We start from the raw sequence: 23,909 nt of genomic DNA, 5'->3' as shown, positions 1-23,909 counted from the left end.
TTAGTAAACCAATATTATGATAGAGAAAATTTTTTTGAGCGATTTATCCTATATTTAAATAATCATTTTTGCTATACATTCATATTGTATAAAATGATTTTATCTAACAAATAGGGATAATGTAATGACAAAATCAATGAAAGGCAATATTGCTCCTAATTTTAATTTGCCGCGTGATGGTGGAGGTCAATTATGCCTTTCCGATTTTAAAGGAAAATCAGTTGTTTTATATTTTTATCCAAAAGATGATACGAGTGGATGCACAAATGAAGCAATTGATTTTACACGATTGAAAGAGCAATTTGATGACATCGGAGTCACAATTATTGGTATATCTCCAGATAACATTGCTAGACATGATAAATTCAAAGCAAAGCATAAACTTGATATTATCCTTGTTTCAGATGAAGAAAAAACTACACTTGATGCTTATGGCGTTTGGGTTGAAAAAAGCATGTATGGACGTAAATACATGGGTGTTGAACGGAGTACTTTTCTCATTAATTCAGCTGGAAAAATCGCTGAAGAATGGCGTAAAGTTTGTGTATCTGGACATGCTGAAAATGTTTTAGCTGCTGCACGTGCTCTGCGTGCTGTACAATAATGCCACATAATTAATTAATTAATATCTTTCAGTTCTTGTTTTTTTCCATGAACACGTTGAGCAAGCGCTGCTTCTATGAATGTATCTAGATCACCATTGAGTACAGTTTGTGGATCAGTATTTTCAACTCCTGTACGTAAATCTTTAACAAGCTGATAGGGTTGAAGAACATAAGATCTAATTTGATGTCCCCAGCCAATTTCTGTTTTAGACGCCTCAACCGCGTTAGTTGCTTCCTCTCGTTTTTTTAATTCTTCTTCATAAAGGCGTGCACGTAACATCGACCATGCTGTTGCTTTATTTTTATGTTGAGAACGCTCCGTTTGACACTGAACAACAATATCAGTTTTTATATGCGTAATACGTACTGCAGAATCTGTTGTATTGACATGTTGCCCTCCAGCTCCTGATGCACGATACGTGTCAATACGAACATCTGCTTCTGATAAATCAATTTCAATATTTTCATCAACAACCGGATAAACCCAAATACTTGCAAAGGAAGTATGTCGTCTTGCATTTGAATCATATGGCGAAATACGAACTAAACGATGAACACCTGATTCAGTTTTTAGTAGACCATAAGCATTATGTCCTTTTACAAGAATAGTAGCTGATTTTATACCTGCTTCTTCACCATCATGAGTTTCTAATACTTCAACTTTCATTTTATGTTGTTCAGCCCAACGAGTGTACATACGCAAAAGCATAGAAGCCCAATCTTGGCTTTCTGTTCCCCCTGCTCCAGCATGAATTTCTAAATAAGTATCGTTTGAATCTGCTTCTCCTGAAAGAAGCGTTGCAATTTGTTTCTTGTCTATTTCGCTTTTAAGTTGACGTATTGTATTTTCAGCTTCAGTAATAATTTCCACGTCATTTTCTTCTTCACCCATTGCTATCAGCTCAATACATTCTTCAAGCGTTTGTGTAAATAACTGAGTGCTATTCATCGAATCTTCAAGATTTTGACGTTCACGCATCATATCTTGTGCTTTTCGTGCATCATTCCAAAGCAATGGATCTTCTGCTTTCTGATTGAGATACTCAAGGCGTTTTAATGACTGATCCCAGTTAAAGATGCCTCCTTAGCAAACTAATTGCCTGCTGAATTTCATTGACTAATGTTTCTATTTCTATGCGCATAATTTAATACCTTAGCCATTATTTTAAATAATAATTTTTTTAGAATTTTTATTCTAATAATTTTACAAAGTTATTTATTACATCTCAATTATAAATAACACGGCAAATATTATTTATATTTATTTGCCCTATCAAAAAAATTTCTTTTCAATCAATATAATCCACCGCTACCATCTTGAAGAGCTTTATTAACTTGTGGAGAAGTAGTGACTGCTGGAACTCCTTCTTGAAAAAAGTCTGTTCCACCAATCACTTGATATATATCAGCAGGACCAGTTCCCGGTTTAAATGCTTCTATAATAACATCATTATCCCCTGCTTGAGCAAACATGCCTGTTTTGCGATTAATTGGTATTAAAATCATATCTTCTGGTACTTTAAATGGTACATCTGGTTTACCTTGCAAAGCAGCTTGTATAAATTCACTAAAAATTGGTACTCCTAATGAACTTCCTGTTCCGTTATATCCCAATGAGGCCGGCTGATCATATCCCATGAAAACACCAACAACAAGGTCAGGTGTAAATCCTATGAACCATATATCTTTAGAATTATTGGTTGTACCGGTTTTACCAGCGATATGCCGATTAAGATAACGTAAACGTGCAGCTGTACCACGTTGCACAGCTCCCTCCATCATTGATGTAATTTGATAAGCCGTCATAGAGTCAAGAACTTGATCTCGTTCATCGATTAATGTTGGTTCGCTTTGATTATCCCACGATTGAACATTACAATTTTCACATAGACGATTATCATGACGGTAAATAGTTCTGCCGTAACGATCTTGAATTCGATCTATAAGAGAAGGTTTAATAGAACGTCCACCATTAGCAATAATTGAATAAGCTGTTACCATCCGTAAAAGTGTTGTTTCTCCAGCTCCTAAAGCCATGGGAAGATAAGGTTGCATTTTATCTGTAAGACCAAAACGTTCTGCATATTCAGCAACAAGAGACATGCCCATATCATTGGCAAGCCGGACAGTCATAAGATTACGAGAGTGCTCAATTCCATAACGTAGTGTAGAAGGTCCTGCAAATGTACCACCATAATTTTTAGGTCGCCAAATTTGTCCATTAGTTTGACGTATTTCAACGGGGCCGTCTAAAATAACTGATGCTGGTGTATATCCATTATCAAGTGCTGCAGAATAAACAAAGGGTTTAAAAGCAGAACCCGTTTGGCGATAAGCTTGCGTTGCACGATTAAATTGAGATTCAGAAAAGGAAAATCCTCCTACCATTGCAAGAACGCGTCCTGTATGAGGTTCCATAGCAACAATAGCTCCTTCAATTTTGGGAATTTGTTGTAAACGATAAGTATCATTCTTATTTGATACTCTTTCAACAAAAATAACATCTCCAACTTGCAAAATATTCGATAAATTCTGAACAGTTTTCCGATGACCATTTTTGTCAATAACATTCAAAGCCCATTTTGATTCAGATTCGGATAGTTTAGCAATTTCTTTTTTTTGTGATAGTAAACCTGAATGTTGACGCTGTGGTTGTAAACCAATCTTTATTGTATTCATCTCAGTAGAAAGAACAACTGCTAAACGCCATTCAGGTACATCACTTAATCTAGGAATATCTCTGAGCATAATATCCCAATCATCTTTGATATTGATATGTTTATAAGGTCCACGCCATCCTTGCGAATGATCAAATCTAATTAAACCATTTCTCAAAGAACGTTGCGCAATAAGCTGAAAATTTGGATCAAGTGTTGCACGAACTGAAAGCCCACCCTCATAAAGTGTTGTGGCTCCATAAAGATTCATTAAATGACGGCGTATCTCTTCAGTAAAATAATCAGCAGCAAAAACATAGCTATCACGACCACGCATTACTGCTTTTAAAGGCATTTCTTTAGCTTTCTTACCCCGCTCTGATGTTATATATCCATTTGCAACCATTCGATCTATAACCCAGTTTCTCCGATCAACTGCGCGTTGTATATGTTTGAATGGATCATAATTTGCTGGACCTTTAGGAAGAGCAGCCAAATAAGCACATTCTTCTAAAGTAAGCTCATTCACAGGTTTATTGAAATAGGTCAATGAAGCTGCGGCAACACCATAAGTACCCCGACCAAGATAAATTTCATTGAGATAAAGTTCAAGAATATGGTCTTTTGAATAAGTTTTCTCGATACGCATTGCTAAGATGGCTTCTTTTAATTTACGCTCAAGTGTTGCATCTGAACTTAAAAAGAAGTTTTTAGCAACCTGCTGCGTAATAGTTGAAGCTCCTTCTGGACGTTGGCCAGAACCAATATTCATAATGTTTTTGATTAAAGCTCTAGAGAGCCCTGCAGGATCTAAACCAAAATGATGATAAAAATTTTTATCTTCAGCTGAAATAAAAGCTTCTTTAAGAATTTTTGGTATTGATTTGATAGGTAAATAAAGGCGATGTTTGGTAGCAAATTCGGCCATAAGATGACCATTTGCAGCGTGAACACGACTCATCACAGGTGGCTCATATAATGAAAGAACTTCATAATCAGGAAGCCCTTTAGCTTGATTAGGAGCTATTATTACCCACATCATAACTCCACAAAGCCCAATAACTTTAGAAAAACTCAAAAAATATCTAAAAAAAATTATCATTGAAATGGGTATCACTCTCTTTAGAATTTATTAGACAGGATATATTTTATTTATCACTAATGAAATGTAATTTTCACTAATAGTGAGACAAATGTAAGACTATTATTTATTTTTCATATAAGATAATAATGTTGTTTACTCTATCTCTCCATATATTTAAAGAGACTGTATAGTTTTCTGTCGATCTGCCGCAAATTGGCGAATGGAATTTGCAATAGCAATGACCATTTTTTCTCTCCATTGAGAATCATTTAATAATTTTTCATCCTCTTTATTAGATAAGTAACCTATTTCTATTAAAATAGAAGGAATATCTGAAGCTTTTAAAACTAAAAAATCAGCATATCGATGAGGATTATTTATCAAATTGATTTTACTTTTTGATAAGTTTAAAATAACACGATCAGCAAAATCAATCGAGAACATTTGAGTTTCACGTCGAGTAAGATCAACTAAAATATCTGTAACTTCAGGTATTTCTTCTGCTATTAATCCATCAAGAAAATCTACTTTGTTTTCATGATCAGCTAAAGATTTTGCAATCGCGTCAGAAGCTTTATCAGAAAGAGTATATACTGTAGCACCACGAAGAGAACGAATATTAATACTATCTGCATGAATGGATATAAAAAGATCCGCATTAAAATCTTGTGTTTTTTTGACTCTTTCGCTTAATCTTAAAAATTCGTCAGAATCACGTGTTAAGATAACATGAATATTAGAGTCTTTTTCTAATTCATCTCGTAATGCACGAGCAAAAATAAGTGTTATATTTTTTTCTAAAACTCCAGTAATACCTTGTGCACCACTATCAACGCCACCATGACCAGGATCAAGAACAACGCGAAAATGATTTTCTGGATTTATTCGTGTTTTTATACCATGATGAATTTTTTGTTGATTTTTCAGTGCTTCGTTAAAATCTTTTTGTGAACTTTGAGTAATATCAATTAATATTTGCCATAAGCCATTATTTAATTTTTCCACCCTACTATTTTTTATAGAAAAAGTAGTTTTACTCGTAAGAATAATACGTGAAGTCTGCGTATCAGAAAAATCATAATGTACATCTAATAGCATGTCTGATAAAGTATTTTTTCTGCTTGGAGATTTATTTTGCATTGAAAAATCAACTATAGGTAAATTAATCACCAAACGTGTGGGCTTGTTTAAAATCTCTAAATGAAAATTTGGTTCAGCATTAAAAACTGCGATAATACGTGTAGATGAGTTAACATTAACGGTTTGCAAATTAATAAATTTTAATGCATTAGCAGCTTTAATATGAGGCTGAAACATTAAAAAAAATAGTAAATAGTATGCAAAATGCAAAAAAACATTTCCATAACCAATTTTCGGCTTTTTATTAAAAAATTGTCTAATCATAAGTGAAATGCTTTTTTGTATTCGCTATTAATTTTAAAGTATATATTTATATTTTCCAATTTAAGCGTTGAATCTTTTAGCCGCAAACGTCAAAAAAATCAAACTTAAGACAGTTATTATATTGTATTATATTATTTAGAATTTACATTATTACTTGCCAAAAGCATAATATCAACATAAAAGAATATATTAAGATTCTTAGGTAATGTAACCATCTAGTATTAGTAAAATTATTGATAATTCATATTAAGTTGTCTTTAAAAGGTTTATCACGTAATATGCGTTTGCGCTTTTTATAAGTAAAAAGTCTTTATTCCTCAATACAGTAGGATTACGTAATTTAGGATTCATTGGTTTGGTTATCCGAACTGTTCTCGAAATTGTTTTGCCGGAGACTTAAAAATATGAGTCATATAAAACAGACAAGAGTAATAACAGTATTATACTGTTTTTTTTAATAAAGTTACACATGTCGCCTTCAGGATTTTAACTTATGTCAAACAAAATGCTTATCGATGCCTCTCATCCAGAGGAAACACGTGTTGTTGTCGTTCATGGTAATAAAATTGAAGAACTTGACTTTGAGTCAGAACATAAAAAACAACTTAAAGGGAATATTTATTTAGCGCGTATTACGCGTATAGAACCATCACTTCAAGCTGCTTTTATTGAGTATGGTGGTAATCGCCATGGTTTTTTAACCTTCGCAGAAATTCATCCTGACTATTACCAAATTCCTATTGCTGATCGTCTTGCTCTTCTTGAAGAGGAGAAAGCCGCTATTAACGAAAATTATGAAGATGCTCCCATTGAGGAAACAACTTCAAATAAAAAATCCTTTAAAAAAAATAAAAGTAATGATGTTATAGCAACGAATATTGAAAATGATGTCATAGCTGATGATGTTGAAGAAATACTTGACTTTTCTAATAATGATATAGAAATGGTTGGAGCAGAAGATGTACTTGAAGAATTACCTGCCTATCCGCGAAAACAGGGGCGTAAATATAAAATTCAAGAAGTCATTAAACGTCGTCAAATTTTATTAGTTCAAGTAATCAAAGAGGAGCGTGGTAATAAAGGCGCAGCACTCACGACTTATTTGTCTCTAGCGGGTCGCTATTCTGTTTTAATGCCTAATACAGCTCGAGGTGGCGGTATTTCACGAAAGATTACCAATATACAAGATCGCAAACGTCTTAAAGATATTGTAAAAGAACTAGACGTTCCAAAAGGTATGGGAGTTATTTTACGAACAGCTGGAGCAAATAGAACAAAAGCTGAAATTAAGCGTGATTATGAATACCTCATGCGTCTATGGGATACTATTCGCACCTTAACACTTAAATCAACTGCCCCGTGTTTAATTCACGAAGAAAGTAACCTTATAAAGCGTTCTATTCGTGATCTTTATAATAAAAATATTAATGAAATTCTTGTTTCAGGAGATCAAGGATATCGTGAAGCTAAAGATTTTATGCGCATGCTTATACCAAGTCATGCGAAAGTTGTTCAACCTTATCGTAATCCTACTCCTATTTTTACGCATAATGATATCGAAATTCAGCTTGATAAAATGTTGCACCCGCAGGTTAGTTTAAAATCTGGAGGTTATTTGGTCATTAACCAAACAGAAGCACTTGTCGCTATTGATGTAAATTCTGGTCGTTCTACTAAAGAGCATTCTGTTGAAAAAACAGCATTACAAACTAATCTTGAAGCTGCAGAAGAGGTAGCGCGCCAATTGCGGTTGCGTGATCTTGCAGGTTTAATTGTAATTGATTTTATTGATATGCTAGAAAATCGTAATATTAAGCTTGTTGAAAAAAAGTTAAAAGATTGTTTAAAACACGATCGCGCTCGTATTCAGGTTGGCCATATCTCACATTTCGGTCTTATGGAAATGAGTCGTCAACGGATTCGTGTATCCGTTCTAGAAAGCACTACACAACCTTGCCCGCATTGTGCTGGAACTGGAAATATACGCTCTGAATCATCGATCGCTTTACATGTGATGCGTTCGATTGAAGAATATCTTCTCCACAATTCGCAATATAATATTATTGTACGCACCCCCGTAGCAATAGCACTCTATGTACTAAATCATAAACGCCATATTCTTGTTAATTTAGAAACACGTTTTGGGCTCAGTATTAACATTGAAGCCGATGATAGTGTTGGAACACAACATTTCACTATCTCTAAAGGCTCAATAGCAAAAGAGGCCTCCCTTTCTTCAACAGTTATTGAAGATAATGATACAAAAGAAACTGAAAATTCTATCTTAATAAAAAGCAAAACCGTTGACAATAACAAACGACGTCAGCGTAAAAACCAACAGATGGAATCTGATAATGGTAGTATTTTTCCTGCTGATCATAAAAATGATACTCCCAATGTTGAAGATACTCGTCGCCGTGGGCGTCGTCGGGGACGTCGCGGAGGTCGGTCTAATCAGAGTAATAACTCTCCGTTTCGTGTCTCTTATGCAGAGCCTGTTGGAGATTTTGCTAAGAATGCTTTAGCAGAAATTAAAGAAGAACAACGCCAGTATTATAATATTCCAGCTACTGAGACTGTTAGATTTAATAAAGATAGCCATTATAAAAAAGATGTAAGCAGCATACAGAAAAATGAAACTAGAGAAGACCGTACTGCTATTAAATCTAAAAAGCGTAATGTAAAATCTTCAGAGGTTTTACAAAACAAACAAGTTCTTACAAATGACAAAAACATAACAACACCAAAATCAGAACTTGTTGAGGAAAAATTAGTTACTAGGTCTAATCAAAAAACTAAAATAAAAGAAATAAATGAAATCGCCAATGAAGTGATCTCTACAAATACAAAAAAGTTAACACTGAAAATACGAAAAAAAATAGCAACTAAGAGATCTGTGCAAACAACTGAAATGACAGAACAAAAACCTGTAATTGAAAAAATTGTTGAACATATTTCTTCTTCAGTTGCGACAGCATCCACTGAACCTGTTGTGACATCATCAGAAGTTGAAACTAATAAAAAAACTGAGCGTGTAGGTTGGTGGAAACGTAAAGGTTTTTTCTCAAAAAAATAATTAATAAAAAACCGCTATAAAATATTTTATAGCGGTTTAAAGAAGTAAATATTAAAAGAATCCGAAAACCTTTTTGAAATTTCTTCTTTAGTTTGCTGTTTGTTTTGCTTTTTCTTGTTCAGCTCTCATACGATCTTCAATCTCTTTTTGCTTTGATTGAATAGCTTTCTGCAATTTTACTTGTTCTTCTTGGAAAGCTTTTTCATCCATACCAGGACCTTTATATGCTGCAGTAAACCCCTTAAGAGAAAATTCTACAGGATTAGCTGCTCCACGCACATTAACAGTAGTTATAACCATTTTTGAACCAGATTTCATAGCAGAAATAAGCTTATCATCTAAAGCATCGTTGGCAATACAGCTCGTTGAATTACAAACAATATAAGGAATTTTTTTAGAGAAATCATTTCCAATTTGAATATGAACACCTTCTGGTAACAAACGCCCCGTAGGTATTTGAAGGCCTATGCGTCGTTCATTTTGTTTGCCTTTTATTTCGACTAAATTAATAGCTGTCAAAGGTTGACCAGTATCTGCTACAACTGTGTTCATCGTATTACAAATATCAACATCATGCTGTTTATTGCAAACTTTATACCATCCCTGAGATAAGCTCTGTGCATTTGCTGGAGTATGGATGGTAAGAAAAAAAGCAACAGCTCCAGCTAATACTGAAACAGAAAAGTAAATATTTTTATGCGACATGATTAAGTTAATCCTTTCAATACGCTTTCAGAACAATTTCTAAATATAATAACTCCCAGATAGGACATTAAATATAATTTTCAATAAATTATAATTAAATTATAGAATGGTATTTCTTTATTTTTCTTACTTTAGCATGAAGAAAAAAGTAAAATATATAATAAGTAAATCTCATTGAATAACTAATTAACCTTTTATATACTATATATAGCATATTTTTTATTTTATTGGCTTTTTTTTCACAGTAATACACAAAATATCCTAATCTTTGAAATATATTAAAGAATCATCGCTAAATTATAATGAAAATAAAATTCTATGTCGTGCTATAGCGCTCATTATCTTAATTTTCTTCTTGTTTTTGTAATTTTCTTTTGTTGTCATAATGCTATAGCACACGGTATTGCTATGCATGGATCACCAAAATTATCCGGTAATTTTGGTTATTTTCCTTACGCTAATCCTAACGCAAATAAAAAAGGAAAAATTACCTATGGAGCTGTTGGAACGTTTAATGGATTAAATCCATTCGTCATCCGTAGTTTTCGTACAACTGCACAAGGTCTCGTGGCTAATGAACAATTTTCTGGTCTTGTCTATGAAACAATGATGGTACGTTCTCGTGATGAGGCCTTTACGCTATACAGTCTTCTTGCAGAAAAGGTTGAATTAAATGATGAACGTACTGAAATTACTTTCTTTCTTAATCCAAAAGCTCGTTTTTCAGATGGAAAATCTATAACAGTTGAAGATGTTTTATTCACAGTAAAACTGCTTAAAAATAAAGGAAGACCACCTTTTGATCGATATATGAAACGCATAGAATCTATAGAAAAAATTGGTTCTCATGGTATTAAAATGCGTTTTCCAAACTCTAAAGATCGTGAATTTCCACTTCTTTTGGCAAGTGTAATGCCAATATTGCCAAAACACGCTATTAACGTCGATGATTTTGAAAAAAACGGTTTAGTTAAAATTCTCGGAAGTGGTCCTTATATTATTGAGCATGTTGATCCAGGTGAACGAATTACTTACAAACGCAACCCCGACTATTGGGGCAATGATCTTCCTGTTAATAAAGGACTAAATAATTTTGATACCATTCAAATAGAGTATTTCCGCAATGATACTGCACACTTTGAAGCTTTTAAAAAAGGCCTCATTGATATTTTCATTGAAACCAATCCGAATCGATGGCGGCTTTCTTACAATTTTCCAGCTGTTCGCGAAGGGCGAGTTATAAAAGAAAATTTTTCGAAAGGTACACCTGCCGATCTTATTGGTTTTGTCTTTAATACACGCCGTTCTATTTTTAAAGATAGAAAAGTGCGACAAGCACTTTCAATGCTTTTTGATTTTGAATGGATTAATAATCACCTTTTTAATAATATCTATGCCAGAACAGAAGGTTATTGGGATGGGTCTGTTCTTTCGTCTATTGGAAAAACAGCAAGTGAAAAAGAAAAAGAACTTTTAGCACCTTACCCTGATGCTGTTCTTCCTAAAGTCATGAATGGACATTGGCATATTCCTAAAACAGATGGGTCAGGCATGGAGCGTCAATCTGCTCAAAAAGCTTGGACACTTCTACAAGAGGCAGGTTTTACTAGAAAAAACAATAAAGCTATCACTCCTGATGGTTTGCTTTTTAAATTTGAGATTATGACTCAAACATTTGAAGAAGAGAAAGTCGCTCTCGCATTTCAGAGTACTTTATCACGACTTGGTATTGATGTTGAGATAAAAACTGTTGACGATAGTCAATATCAAAATCGCTTAGGAACATTTGATTATGATATGATTATTGGTAAATTAAAAAATTCTCTGTCGCCAAGCAATGAACAAATAAATCGGTGGGCTTCTATTTCTCGAAATTTGAAAGGAAGTTTTAATTTTGCAGGAACTGCTGATCCTGCTATAGATGCTATGATAACAGCAATACTTGATGCGCGCTCAGATACTGAATTTATTGCAGCTGTGCGTGCTTTAGATAGAGTTTTGATTTCTGGCAGTTATTATATACCGCTTTATCATTTACCTGAACAATGGGTAGCAAAATGGTCATATCTTAAACATCCTTCTTATACATCGTTATATGGTTATCGCCTTCAAGCTTGGTGGCGTGAATGAAAAATACAAATGAACATGGCCTATAAAAATTATTATAAATCTTATTTATTGAAAAAAATTTTTAATATAAAAGCATATGTGATTCATAATGCTTTTTCTCTTATTTAAAAGCATTACATTGTATATCTCTTTGTAAACTTTATAATCTGAAGGAATTTCTTTAGATGTTCAAAATATCAAGCTTCATCACTTATAGTAAATTTTTTTATAATACTAAGTTTTTTCTTTAAAATCAGAGAAATGAGAAGCTTCATAGGTAAGGCTAAATGTATTTTTAATGCTGGACTTGTATCAATTGTATCTTTTGCCCAATCGTCTTTCCAAAAAAAATTACATATACAGATGCTACAACATTTTCTAAAATAACACCCTCTTGTGTTTTCATATTAAAGGCAACCTGATACATATACAAATAAGAAAAGGCCTCAAATATCTTTTCTGACTGAAGCTTGGTTACAATATTTTAGTGCTTTTTTAATCATCAAGAATATGTTCAAAGGGAATTTTTAGTTTTTTTCACGAATTACATTCGTAAAAACATCTTTTTCTTTTTAAAGGAAGTTTCTTTTCTTATGAATGATTTTTTATCGCTCTATGCTATAAGATATTTAAATTTCTCATCAAGGCTTAAATCAGAAAGAGGCTGTAAATAGCTTCAGAATAAGCAGAATTTTCTCCAACTTATTACATTGAGTAATAAAAAAGCTATATTTATAATTTTTGACTATAATCATATTATAGTTATTTTTTTTCAAACTATTTAAGGAAAAATTACAATATTATACCTATTTGAATAAATATATTATAGCATAACATGTAAATTAAAATAAATATAAAAAACTTTTTTAATTTAAACTAAGCAGCGCACTCCGTTGCCATTTCTGCAAGTTGTGTCATAATATTTGCTACACCAACAAGTCTTTCATTGACTTTAGTCCAATCACGAATCAAAATAATGCTTTGATCTGGTCGAATTTTTGCCATTGATCCTTGTTTCTCAACCCACTGAACAAGAGCAATACTATTTTCAAAGTAATTATTGCGAAATTGTATAACAATCCCCTTTGGTCCAGCATCTATTTTTTCTACATGTGCTTTTCGACATAATATTTTAATGTAAAAAACTTTAAGTAGGTGTTGAACCTCAAGTGGCAAAGGACCAAAGCGATCAATTAATTCAGCTCCAAACTCATCAATTTGTTCTATATTATCAAGTTCTGTTAAACGACGATAAAGCCCCATACGCAATGATAAATCAGGTACAAAACTTTCTGGTATGATCACTGCTGTACCAAGAGAAATTTGAGGTGACCACTGATTATCTCTATCATGTTGGCCATCTTTTAATTCAGCAACGGCTTCTTCAAGCATTTTTTGGTAGAGTTCAAACCCAACTTCTTTGATGTGTCCTGATTGTTCTTCACCTAATAAATTACCTGAACCTCGAATATCCATATCGTGACTAGCCAGTTGAAAACCTGCACCTAATGTATCAAGGGATTGCAAAACTTTAAGACGACGATCTGCTGCAGGAAGTAAAACTTTACCAGAAGGGAAAGTAAAAAGTGCATAAGCACGTTGTTTTGAACGCCCTACTCTACCACGCAACTGATAGAGTGCAGAAAGACCAAACATTTCAGCACGATGTACAATTAATGTATTGGCTGTTGGAATATCGAGACCTGATTCAATGATAGTGGTTGAAAGTAATACATCATATTGGCCATCATAAAACGCATTCATAATATCATCAAGTTGTCCAGCTGGCATTTGTCCATGTGCTATAACAAATTTAATTTCAGGCACATGCGTTTTGAGATATTCTTCTACATAAGAAAGATCAGAAATACGCGGGCACACATAAAAACTCTGTCCACCTCGATAATATTCACGTAATAATGTTTCGCGTATAACCATCAAATCAAAAGGTGAAATAAAAGTACGTACAGCCATTCTATCGATAGGTGGAGTTGTAATTAACGAAAGTTCACGTAGCCCCGATAAAGCAAGACTTAATGTTCTTGGTATAGGAGTTGCTGAAAGTGTAAGAACATGAATATCACTTTTTAATTCTTTTAGACGCTCTTTATGTTTTACTCCAAAGTGCTGTTCTTCATCAATGATAAGAAGTCCTAATCGTGAAAAACTCACTGAATCATTGAGTAATGCATGTGTTCCAATAACGATGTCGATCGTACCCTCTGAAATACCTTTTTTAATTTGCGCCAATTCTCTCGCTTTTACAAGCCTTGACAAATGAGCAATCTTAACCGGCAGCCCTTGAAAACGAGCAAGAAAAGTTTTGTAATGTTGTCGTGAAAGCAAAGTTGTGGGCACAACAACAGCAACTTGATAACCATTTAATGCTGCAACAAAAGCACTGCGAATAGCAACTTCTGTTTTACCAAAACCTACATCACCACAGATTAAACGATCCATTGGTTTTCCTGATGCTAAGTCATCTAAAACAGCATTAATTGCATCCATTTGATCATCCGTTTCCTCATAAGGAAAACATGCAACAAATTCATCAAAGAGTCCTACTGGTGGAGTTAAAGCAGGTGCTGAACGCATGGCACGTTCTGCAGCTATACAGATCAATTGACCAGCAATTTTTAATAAATGCTTTTTAAGGCGTGCTTTACGTGTTTGCCATCCAACACTTCCTAATTTATCCAACGTGACATTTGTACTTTCTGATCCATAACGAGATAAAAGTTCAATATTCTCAATGGGTAAGAATAGCCGATCGCCTCCAGCATAGTTGATTTCTAAACAATCACGTAAAATTCCTGTTGTCATGATAGTTTTGAGACCAATAAACTGTCCAATACCATGATCAACATGTACAACGATATCACCAGAATTTAAGGAAGCAATTTCAGAAATAAAATGCGCATTACTTTTACGCTTTTTTGGTGATCTTACTAATCGATCACCAAGGATATCTTGTTCCGCTATAACAACAAAATCTTCAATTTCAAAGCCATGCTCTATCATTAAAACAGCAGCTAAAATCCGATCACGCGGTGTTGCTTTTACGGTCTGCAATGATTTTGCAATTTCTACTTTTTGTAAACCGTGTTCATCAAGAACTTGCAGTAAACGATCCATAGATCCTTCACTCCAAAAAGCCAAAAGTACTTTCTTACCAGAAGATCGCAATGAAGCAATATGATCAACTACACTTGAAAAAACATTTTTATCTGGAGCATTACGTTCTTTTATAAAATCATAGCCCTGTGTAGCATTTGTATGAATAACTGTCTGTTTCAGTGTTCGTGAAATATTAAAAGGTGTAAAATCAATACGCAAACCACACTGCTCTACACATGTTAAAACTTGTTCGGGTGTCCAATAAAGAAGATTAGGCTCTATTGGATGATAAGAAACATCATTCTCTTGATTATTTTCGCGTTCTTTGCGCGAATTATAATAATCTACAATAAGGCGATATCGTTCAATGAGAGCTTCTTCTATGAGATGCTCAAAAACAACAGGTAGATTACCACAGTGATCAAAAAAACTATTGAGATTTTCATAAAACAATGGGAGCCAATGCTCCATACCTGAAAAACGCCTCCCTTGAGAAATAGCCTCATAAAGCATGTCACTTTTTTTTGGTACCCCAAAAGAACGAATATAATTGCTTTTAAATCGGCTGATAAACTCAGGAGTGAGAGTAATTTCACTCATCGGCTGTAAAAATAATTCTGTTTTATTCGCTATTGTTCGTTGCGTCTCTGGATCAAATACGCGAATGGTTTCTAAAGTTTGGCCAAAAAAATCAAGACGAAAAGGTTCCGTATAACTAGGAGAAAAAATATCAATAATTCCTCCCCTTACAGCAAATTCACCAATATCACGTACAGTTGCAACGCGTTCAAAACCATTCTGTTCTAAATAATGAATTAAATATGTCATATCCATACATTGACCAATACGCACATGGATAATTTGATCATCAATCATTGCACAAGGTGGTAGTTTTTGAATAACTGTATTAGCTGTTGTTAATATGATTGAAAACCGTGGATTTTTACGCAGATCTGACATATGCGCCAAAGCTGAAAGACGACGTGCAGTAATAGCTATCCCAGGTGATACGCGATCATAAGGTAAACAATCCCATGCCGGAAACTGAAAAACAGATAAATTAGGTTCAATGAAATTTAAAGCTTGCTGTAAATAAGCTATTTTTGTTCCATCACGAACAACATAAACAAGTGGTTTATCTTGAGCAATTTCTGCACTTAATTTAGCAAGTGCAAAAGCTTCAAATCCATCAACAACACCATCAAAAATCATACCACTAGGCGTATTTGGAGGAATAACAATTTTTTTTAATATAGCCATTTTGATTAATTAAAATTTATACGAGAGCAATAATTTATAATATCGCGAAAAAGTGCACTATCTACCTCAGCTGGTATAGAAACTTCTCTTGTAATCCACCCTAATAAATCACGATCTTCAAAAGACATAATATATTCAAGTTCAGAAACTGTTTGATCACTCATCTTGGCAATATGTGCATCAACATATTGGCCCAAAATCAAGTCTATTTCACGAATACCTCGGTGCCATGCACGAAAAATCAATCGGCGACGACGTGAATCCAATCGATTTTCATCAATGGCCAAATTTGTCATAAAAATCTCCTAACAGACAAAAATAAACATACACTACACTGTTATTTTTTTAGAATAAATTTGTATCTCAATATTAAGGAAGTTCAATAATTTTTTTTTCTTTAATTGTAATTCGACGATGCATCTGTTTGGCTAAACCATAATTGTGTGTGGCAACAAGGGCAGCAAGACCAGATTGGCGCACAAGTACTGATAAAGCTTGAAATACATATGCTGAAGTTGTAGGATCAAGGTTTCCTGTAGGCTCATCAGCTAAAAGTACAGAAGGTGCATTTGCTACAGCACGCGCAATTGCAACACGTTGTTGCTCTCCCCCTGATAATTCTGATGGACGGTGTTTAGCGCGGTGAGCAACACGAAGATAGCTTAATAATTTAAAGGCACGATCTTCTGCAATAGATTTTTTCAATCCTGCAATCATTTGAGGAATCATAACATTTTCTAAAGCCGTAAATTCTGGTAGTAAATGATGAAATTGATAGACAAAACCAATATCATTTCGTCTGATTGCTGTGCGTTCATCATCAGAACGTTTTGCACAAGAAATACCTCGTAACAAAATATCGCCAGCTGTTGGTCTTTCTAATAATCCTGCGATATGAAGAAATGTTGATTTTCCAGAACCAGATGGTGCTACAAGTGCTACAATTTCTCCACGTTTTAAAACAAAATTGGCTTTATTCAAAATAACTAAAGGTTTGTTATTATCAACAAAATGTTTCTCAATCTCAACAAGTTCTAAAACAGTAGACATCATTCATACCTTAACGCTTGTATAGGATCTAATTTAGCAGCATGCCATGCTGGAATAAGAGTCGCAAGAAAAGATAAAAACAAAGACATCATAACTACCATAGCAATCTGTCCCCACTCAATTCGAGCGGGCAACTTTGCTAAAAAATAAAGCTGAGGATTAAAAACATCGACATTAAACAGCCAAGATATAAAGTCCTGAATATGATTAATATTTATAGTAACTATAATTCCTAAAATTAAACCCAATATCGTTCCAATAAGTCCAATTACCATGCCAGTGGTAATAAATATATGCATAATCGCACTTTGATCTGCTCCCATTGTACGCAGAATTGCAATATCATGACTTTTATCTTTTACAAGCATTATTAAGCCTGAAATAATATTCAAAGCCGCAACAAGAATAATAAGAGAGAGAATAAAAAACATAACATTTCGTTCAACTTGTAATGCTGAAAAAAAAGACTGATTTTGCGTACGCCAATCAATTAAATGAATTTGTTGATTAACTGTTTTTTCTATCACCGGTTTTATTTGATCAATAGCATCAGGATCATTAAGAAATAACTCTAAAGATTGAATTTTTTCCTCTAAGTTAAAGAAAATTTGTGCTTCATGAAGAGGCATAAAAACAAATATTGAATCATATTCTGACATGCCAACTTCAAAGATAGCAACGACTTTATAAGCTTTGACACGTGGCGTAACTCCGAAGGGCGTATCATCACCATCTGGTGTAATGATGCGCAGATGACTTCCAACTGTAAGACCCAATTTTTCTGCCAAACCACTTCCAATTGCAATGCCTTCTTCTTTATCAAATTGAGCGAGTGTACCTGAGCTAATATTTTGAGCAACTGTTTTCAGTTTCATCAAATCTTTTTGACGTACACCACGAACTAAAGCACCAGTTCCTCTTTCGAGATTACCCTGGACAAGAGCTTGTCCTTCAATAATCGGGAGAACTAATTTTATATCCTTGATAGATTCCAGAGAAGAAATAAGAGTATTATAATCAGTAAAATTAGAATCAATGGTTTGTACAATAAGATGCCCATTCATTCCTAAAATACGATTGAGGAGTTCTGTCCGAAAACCATTCATAACTGCCATAACAACAACTAAAGCAAAAACTCCTAACATAATTCCAATTAAAGAAATAATTGAAATAATAGATGTAAACATATGTTTTTTATTAGGAATCATATAACGGAAAGCAATCATCCATTCATAAGATGAAAATCCTTTATTCCTCAAAACAGTCATGATATTGCCCATCAAATTACCGAAAATCGGTTTAGCACAGCTTCAACCGTTAAAACTTCTCTAAGACCTGTTTTTCGATCTTTAATTTCAACTTCATTTTGTGTAGCATTTTTAGGACCAATAATCATTTGTACCGGCAAACCAATCAAATCCATTGTTGCAAATTTCGATCCAGGACGCTCACCCGTATCATCTAACAGTGGATCAAAACCACGACGTATAAGCTCCTGATAAAGAGTTTCACATATATAACTACATTTTTCATCATCTGGTTTCATATTGATGATACCAAAATCAAATGGTGCGATTGATTTTGGCCAAATAATACCATGTTCATCATGAGAAGACTCAATGACTGCTGCTACAAGACGCGAAGGTCCAATCCCATAAGATCCCATAGAAACAAAGTGCTCTTTTCCATCTTGTCCCATAACTTTTGCCCCCATTGGAGCAGAGTATTTTGTACCAAAATGAAAAATATGTCCTACTTCAATACCACGCGCTGAGAGCTTATTACTATCAGGGACTTTACTCCACTCTTCTTCATTATGCATTTCTTCTGTTGCAGCATATAAAGATGTCCATTGTCTAACGATATCAGCTAAAACATCCTTATCAGTAAAATCAATTGAAACAGATGGAACTGTAAATTCAAGAAATCTTTTGTCACAAAATATAGAACTTTCACCTGTTTTGGCTAAAATAATAAATTCATGACTAAGCTCACCGCCAATTGGACCTGTATCAGCACGCATAGGAATTGCTTTTAAGCCAATACGAGAAAAAGTGCGTAAATAAGCAACAAACATACGATTATAGGATATTTTTGCACTCGCATAATCAAGGTCAAAAGAATAAGCATCTTTCATCAAGAATTCGCGTGCGCGCATCACACCAAAACGTGGACGAATTTCATCACGAAATTTCCATTGAATATGATAGAGATTTAGTGGAAGATCTTTATAAGAACGAACGTATGAACGGAAAATATCTGTTACCATCTCTTCATTGGTCGGACCATAGAGTAAATCACGATCTTGACGATCTCTAATGCGTAACATTTCAAGACCATAATCATTATAACGCTCACTTTCACGCCAAAGATCAGCAGATTGAATCGTTGGCATCAATATTTCTAAAGCTCCAGCTCGTTCTTGTTCTTCACGAATAATCTTACAAATCTTGTCAAGAACTTTTTTACCTAATGGTAACCAAGAATAAATTCCTGACGTTTGTTGACGTACCATACCAGCTCGCAACATAAATCGATGTGAAATAACTTCTGCTTCCTTAGGACTCTCTTTTAAAATAGGCAGAAAATATTGAGAAAGACGCATTAAAATTATTACTCCTAATTAGACTTATCAAATTACAGCAATTTACAAGTGGTATTTATAGCTATATTCTGAAGGCTTGCAAATATGATAATAATATTGAAATATTATCTTCTATCCTTTCTTTAACTGCACTTACATAAAAAGTGTGAAGTCCGTATTTGTACAATGAGCTAATTGAAATAATTTTATCTTCTTTTTATAAAAAATAATCGAATATTAAAATACTTTTATTTTGAACGATGTAAAAAAACTACACAAATAGGCTTTTTCCCCCAAATCTTATTAACAGCTGCTCTTACTGCACGCCTCGCAGCTTCTCGGATAAGTTCATTATCTTTTCTTTTTGCACGCGGAATATTATTAACGGCATTTTCAATAACATTGAAAAGAATATCTTCTAATAATGCCCCTGCTCTATCGCTTTTAGGAAGACCAAATATTATAAGACCAATATCATCAATTAAATCATGCTTACTATTCATGTGAAGAGAAACAGAAACATGACCAGCATAACTTAATTTGCAACGCTCACGAATTCCTAATTCATCTTCATTACCAAGCAGAAAACCATCTTTATAGATACGACCAACAGGAACTTGATCAATAATTTCTACTGGTTCTGGTGCAAGACGAAATATATCACCATTTCTAATTCTAGCAACAGTTTTTATGCCAACTTGTTGTGCTAAAGTTTCTTGAGCTGTAAGATGTACTGCTTCACCATGTACAGGAATAAGGATCTGTGGTTTTGTCCAATCATACATTTGTAAAAGTTCTGAACGACGGGGATGACCTGAAACATGCACAAGAGCATCTCGATTGGTAATAATGTTAATACCCTGATCAATAAAACGATTTTGTATATCAATAATAGCTTTTTCATTACCTGGAATATTACGTGATGAATAAATAATTGTATCACCAGGAGAGAGAACGATATTTTTCATTTCATTTCGCGAGATTTTTGCTAATGCAGCACGTGATTCACCTTGACTGCCAGTTACCACCAAAACAATATTTTGAGGTGGAATATGGCTATAATCTTCTTCTGTTATAAATGGTGCTATATCATCCATATAACCAAGCTCTTGTGCGACCATAACACTACGCTTTAAAGAACGTCCTACCAAAAGAACTTGACGTCCAACAGATTCAGCAGCAAGAGCAATTGAGCGTATACGGCCAATATTAGAGGCAAAAGTTGTAATAGCAATTCGACCTCTAGCTTTCAAAATAATTTCAGAAATACTTTTCTGAACTTGTTGTTCTGATGGTGATATACCATCTTGAAGTGCATTAGTGGAATCACACAATAAAGCTAATACACCTTTATTCCCCAAAGCCCGAAACCGTTCTTCATCTGTTATAGGCCCAAGTGAAGGCGTATGATCAATTTTCCAATCTCCAGTATGAATCACATTTCCTAAAGATGTTGTAATAGCTAAAGAAACTGCTTCTGGAATTGAATGATTAACAGAAATAGCTTCGATTGAAAATGGTCCAATCTGAAAGCAATCGCCAGATTGAAAAATATTAACTGGAATTTCATGAAATTCAAAATCTAACTGTCTTTTACTCTCTAATAATCCAGCAGTAAAACAAGTGCAATAAATTGGAATTTTAAGCTTTGGCCATAAATCAAGAACAGCACCATAATGATCTTCATGAGCATGTGTTAAAATAAGACCACAGACATTATGTTTTTCATTTTCTAAAAAACGAATATCCGGCAAAATAAGATCTACTCCAGGTAATTCAGGACCTGCAAAACTAACTCCCATATCAACAAGTAACCATTCACGACAATCTTTAGGACCAAACCCATAGGCAGCTAGATTCATTCCTATTTCTCCAACTCCTCCTAAAGGTAAAAAAACCAATTCATTTTTATTGGCAACAGTCATAAATGTCTCCTAAATTATTAAGATAACTCATGCTGAAATAAAACTTTATAAGTCAATTACAATCTACATCAGCAGAAGTAGCTAAACCAAAATGAACATCTCCAGATGTTATGATTGCTCGCTGACCATTTTTTTGTTGTACAATACAGTTAAAATCACAATCAAGACCATCAAAAATACCTTCAATGATCCTTTCATCGCTGTTTACTGTAATGTGTTGTCCAAGATGAGAACAATATAAAAGCCATTTTTTACGAATTATATCACATCCACAGGGTTGTTTCCAAAGAAGATAATTTTCAGCAAAATATTGCGTCAGAGCAGTAAACAATTGTTCTTTATCAATATTTAAACCAATATTCCTTATACTTGAGGTTGGATACGGCGCATCTTCATAATGGTATTCTACATTCATACCAATACCAATAACTAATGCATATTTTAGCGGAGTTAGTTTGAAAAGTTCAAGTAAAATCCCACAGCTTTTAGCTCCTTTAAGTAAAATATCATTCGGCCATTTTAAACTAATAATGTCGTTAGGTTGCTTTTCATTCTTTATAAATTGTTTGACAGCCTCTAACATACTTACTCCAGCAACAAAACTAAGTTGAGCAGCAGTCTGATGAATAATATCATCAATTAATAAAAGGCTAGAATACAGATTTCCTTTTGGACTACTCCATATTCTTCCTCTTCTAGCTCTTCCTTGTGTTTGTTCATTCGCAACAATCCAAAGATACCCGTGATGTCCAGAATGCGCCTTTTGCTGTGCAACAAGATTTGTTGAGTCAACACTTTCATATGATTCAATATCATACCCTTGTTTTTGTGCAAAGTCTGACAACACATAAACCATATTCACTAAAACAAGGCTGCAGCTGCTTGTTCTGCCAATTCAGAAAATACAATTCCAAAAAACACATAAAATAAAATGAACAATGCAGAAAGACTAAGACAAAACTTAAGTTCACTTGATAAAGAAATAAAGTCAGCTTTTGCATCATCAAACCACATAATTTTGATGACACGCAAATAATAAAAAGCACTAATCACAGAAGCCAATACACCAACCACAGCAAGCGGAATAAGACCTGCATGAACAGCTGCAGAAAATGTATACCATTTTCCAAAAAAACCTGCCATAGGTGGTATACTTGCTAAAGAAAAAAGATGTATTGTCATAATAATAGCCATAAATGGGTTTGTTTTTGCCAATCCTGCAAGATCATAAATATTTTCAACATTTCCATCATGTGAACGCATACCAAGAATGAAAGAAAATGAGCCAAGTGTCATAACAAGATAAATGGTCATATAAATAATAACACCTTTTACTCCAAGCATATTTCCTGCAGCTAACCCAACAAGGGCATATCCCATATGACTAATCGATGAATAAGCCATTAGACGCTTAATATTACTTTGACCAATTGCAGCAAATGCACCTAATATCATTGATGCAATCGCTATAAATACTATAATTTGCTGCCATGCAGGCATAAGGTTATCAGTATTATCAATTGGAATAAAAGCAACAACAATTATACGAATAATTAATGCCATTGCTGCAACTTTAGGGGCACCAGCAAAAAACATTGTAATAGGTGTTGGCGCGCCTTCGTAAACATCAGGAGTCCACATATGAAATGGAACTGCAGAAATTTTGAAAGCCAAACCAGCTAAAATAAACACAATTCCAAAAATAACACCTAACTGCACAACCTCATCTTTTAAAGCCAATGCAATTTCATGGAAGCTAATTTGGCCAGTAAAACCATAGAGCAATGAAATACCATAAAGAAGTAATCCTGAAGACAATGCACCTAAAACAAAATATTTTAATCCTGCTTCAGAGGATTTAACATTATTACGATTAATAGCAGCTAAAACATATAAAGATAAGGATTGTAGCTCTAACCCCATATAAAGAGACAGCATATTACCTGCTGAAATCATAAACATCATACCAAGGGTTGCAAACAGAACCAATACTGGAAATTCAAATATATCAAATTTTTGAGCACAGGTAAAAGAAACAGATATAATGAGAGCAAATAATGCACCAATAAGCGTTAAAATTTTCATATAGCGGCTAAAAGAATCAATGATGAGCGCATCTGTGCAAAAAAAACCACTTTTTGGAAAGATCATCATGATAATAATAGTTGCAATAAGAAGAGCAATCGCTAAACCTGTAACAGTTAAATATGAATGCGACCCAGAATAAACGCCGATTAAGAGCAGTGCTATTCCTCCCAAGGCAATTAAAATCTCAGGAAGAATTAACATTAATTGAGTTATTATTTCAGTTTGCATGAGCATTCATCTTTTAT

15 protein-coding genes are annotated in these 23,909 nt (G+C 33.9%); 3 read left to right on the top strand and 12 right to left on the bottom strand.

Features of this window, described 5'->3' with window-relative positions; all coding sequences use genetic code 11:
- The first annotated feature begins 124 nt into the window (after nucleotides 1-124).
- Complete coding sequence (locus B11cv2_RS03085) at nucleotides 125-604, top strand: peroxiredoxin (RefSeq protein ID WP_100693265.1); 480 nt, start codon at nucleotides 125-127, stop codon at nucleotides 602-604.
- Between the two features lie 14 nt (nucleotides 605-618).
- On the opposite strand, the gene prfB is transcribed toward B11cv2_RS03085, so the two are convergent.
- From prfB to B11cv2_RS03070, 3 genes are all read right to left on the bottom strand, one after another.
- A protein-coding gene (gene prfB / locus B11cv2_RS03080; RefSeq protein WP_100693264.1) for a peptide chain release factor 2 occupies nucleotides 619-1,747 on the bottom strand; the annotation gives its coding sequence in 2 pieces (ribosomal slippage) (nucleotides 619-1,677 and nucleotides 1,679-1,747; 1,128 coding nt in all).
- A gap of 151 nt (nucleotides 1,748-1,898) precedes the next feature.
- Complete coding sequence (locus B11cv2_RS03075) at nucleotides 1,899-4,364, bottom strand: penicillin-binding protein 1A (protein ID WP_100693263.1); 2,466 nt, start codon at nucleotides 4,362-4,364, stop codon at nucleotides 1,899-1,901.
- A gap of 156 nt (nucleotides 4,365-4,520) precedes the next feature.
- Entirely contained in the window at nucleotides 4,521-5,750 is a 1,230-nt protein-coding gene (locus B11cv2_RS03070; RefSeq protein WP_100693262.1) for an N-acetylmuramoyl-L-alanine amidase, read from the bottom strand.
- A 493-nt stretch (nucleotides 5,751-6,243) separates the two neighbouring features.
- Between B11cv2_RS03070 and B11cv2_RS03065 the strand changes: the two genes are divergently transcribed.
- Nucleotides 6,244-8,826 (top strand): ribonuclease E/G, encoded by a 2,583-nt coding sequence (locus B11cv2_RS03065; protein WP_100693261.1) that lies wholly within the window; start codon nucleotides 6,244-6,246, stop codon nucleotides 8,824-8,826.
- Between the two features lie 87 nt (nucleotides 8,827-8,913).
- Here B11cv2_RS03065 and B11cv2_RS03060 read toward each other — a convergent pair whose 3' ends face one another.
- Nucleotides 8,914-9,531: an invasion associated locus B family protein gene (locus tag B11cv2_RS03060; protein WP_100693260.1), complete on the bottom strand. Its 618-nt coding sequence runs from the start codon at nucleotides 9,529-9,531 to the stop codon at nucleotides 8,914-8,916.
- Between the two features lie 408 nt (nucleotides 9,532-9,939).
- On the opposite strand from B11cv2_RS03060, the gene B11cv2_RS03055 reads away from it, so the two are divergent.
- The gene (locus B11cv2_RS03055; RefSeq protein WP_100693944.1) at nucleotides 9,940-11,661 is read left to right on the top strand and encodes an extracellular solute-binding protein; all 1,722 of its coding nucleotides are present in this window, start codon (nucleotides 9,940-9,942) and stop codon (nucleotides 11,659-11,661) included.
- 855 nt (nucleotides 11,662-12,516) lie between these two features.
- Here B11cv2_RS03055 and mfd read toward each other — a convergent pair.
- The 8 genes from mfd to nuoN all read right to left on the bottom strand — a co-directional run bounded on the left by mfd (nucleotide 12,517) and on the right by nuoN (nucleotide 23,892).
- Nucleotides 12,517-16,017: a transcription-repair coupling factor gene (gene mfd / locus B11cv2_RS03050; protein ID WP_100693259.1), complete on the bottom strand. Its 3,501-nt coding sequence runs from the start codon at nucleotides 16,015-16,017 to the stop codon at nucleotides 12,517-12,519.
- A gap of 5 nt (nucleotides 16,018-16,022) precedes the next feature.
- Nucleotides 16,023-16,313, bottom strand: coding sequence for a succinate dehydrogenase assembly factor 2 (locus B11cv2_RS03045; RefSeq protein WP_100693258.1), 291 nt, complete (start codon nucleotides 16,311-16,313; stop codon nucleotides 16,023-16,025).
- 73 nt (nucleotides 16,314-16,386) lie between these two features.
- On the bottom strand, nucleotides 16,387-17,067 hold the full coding sequence (locus B11cv2_RS03040) for an ABC transporter ATP-binding protein (protein ID WP_100693257.1): 681 nt from the start codon (nucleotides 17,065-17,067) through the stop codon (nucleotides 16,387-16,389).
- Nucleotides 17,067-18,335, bottom strand: coding sequence for a lipoprotein-releasing ABC transporter permease subunit (locus B11cv2_RS03035; RefSeq protein ID WP_100693256.1), 1,269 nt, complete (start codon nucleotides 18,333-18,335; stop codon nucleotides 17,067-17,069). The genes B11cv2_RS03040 and B11cv2_RS03035 overlap by 1 nt, the downstream gene beginning before the upstream one ends.
- Nucleotides 18,336-18,346: 11 nt before the next feature.
- Complete coding sequence (gene proS / locus B11cv2_RS03030; protein ID WP_100693255.1) at nucleotides 18,347-19,672, bottom strand: proline--tRNA ligase; 1,326 nt, start codon at nucleotides 19,670-19,672, stop codon at nucleotides 18,347-18,349.
- A gap of 227 nt (nucleotides 19,673-19,899) precedes the next feature.
- Nucleotides 19,900-21,576, bottom strand: coding sequence for a ribonuclease J (locus tag B11cv2_RS03025; RefSeq protein WP_100693254.1), 1,677 nt, complete (start codon nucleotides 21,574-21,576; stop codon nucleotides 19,900-19,902).
- Between the two features lie 52 nt (nucleotides 21,577-21,628).
- Nucleotides 21,629-22,438 carry a biotin--[acetyl-CoA-carboxylase] ligase gene (locus B11cv2_RS03020; protein ID WP_100693253.1) on the bottom strand — a complete coding sequence of 270 codons (810 nt, stop codon included), beginning with the start codon at nucleotides 22,436-22,438 and terminating at the stop codon, nucleotides 21,629-21,631.
- Nucleotides 22,438-23,892: an NADH-quinone oxidoreductase subunit NuoN gene (nuoN, locus tag B11cv2_RS03015; protein WP_100693252.1), complete on the bottom strand. Its 1,455-nt coding sequence runs from the start codon at nucleotides 23,890-23,892 to the stop codon at nucleotides 22,438-22,440. The genes B11cv2_RS03020 and nuoN overlap by 1 nt, the downstream gene beginning before the upstream one ends.
- Between the last annotated feature and the right edge of the window lie 17 nt (nucleotides 23,893-23,909).

It is taken from the genome of Bartonella sp. 1-1C (assembly GCF_002810325.1).
Lineage (GTDB): Bacteria > Pseudomonadota > Alphaproteobacteria > Rhizobiales > Rhizobiaceae > Bartonella > Bartonella rochalimae.
Note: the sequence above shows the minus strand (reverse complement) of the source record. Positions and strands in the feature narration are given on the sequence as shown.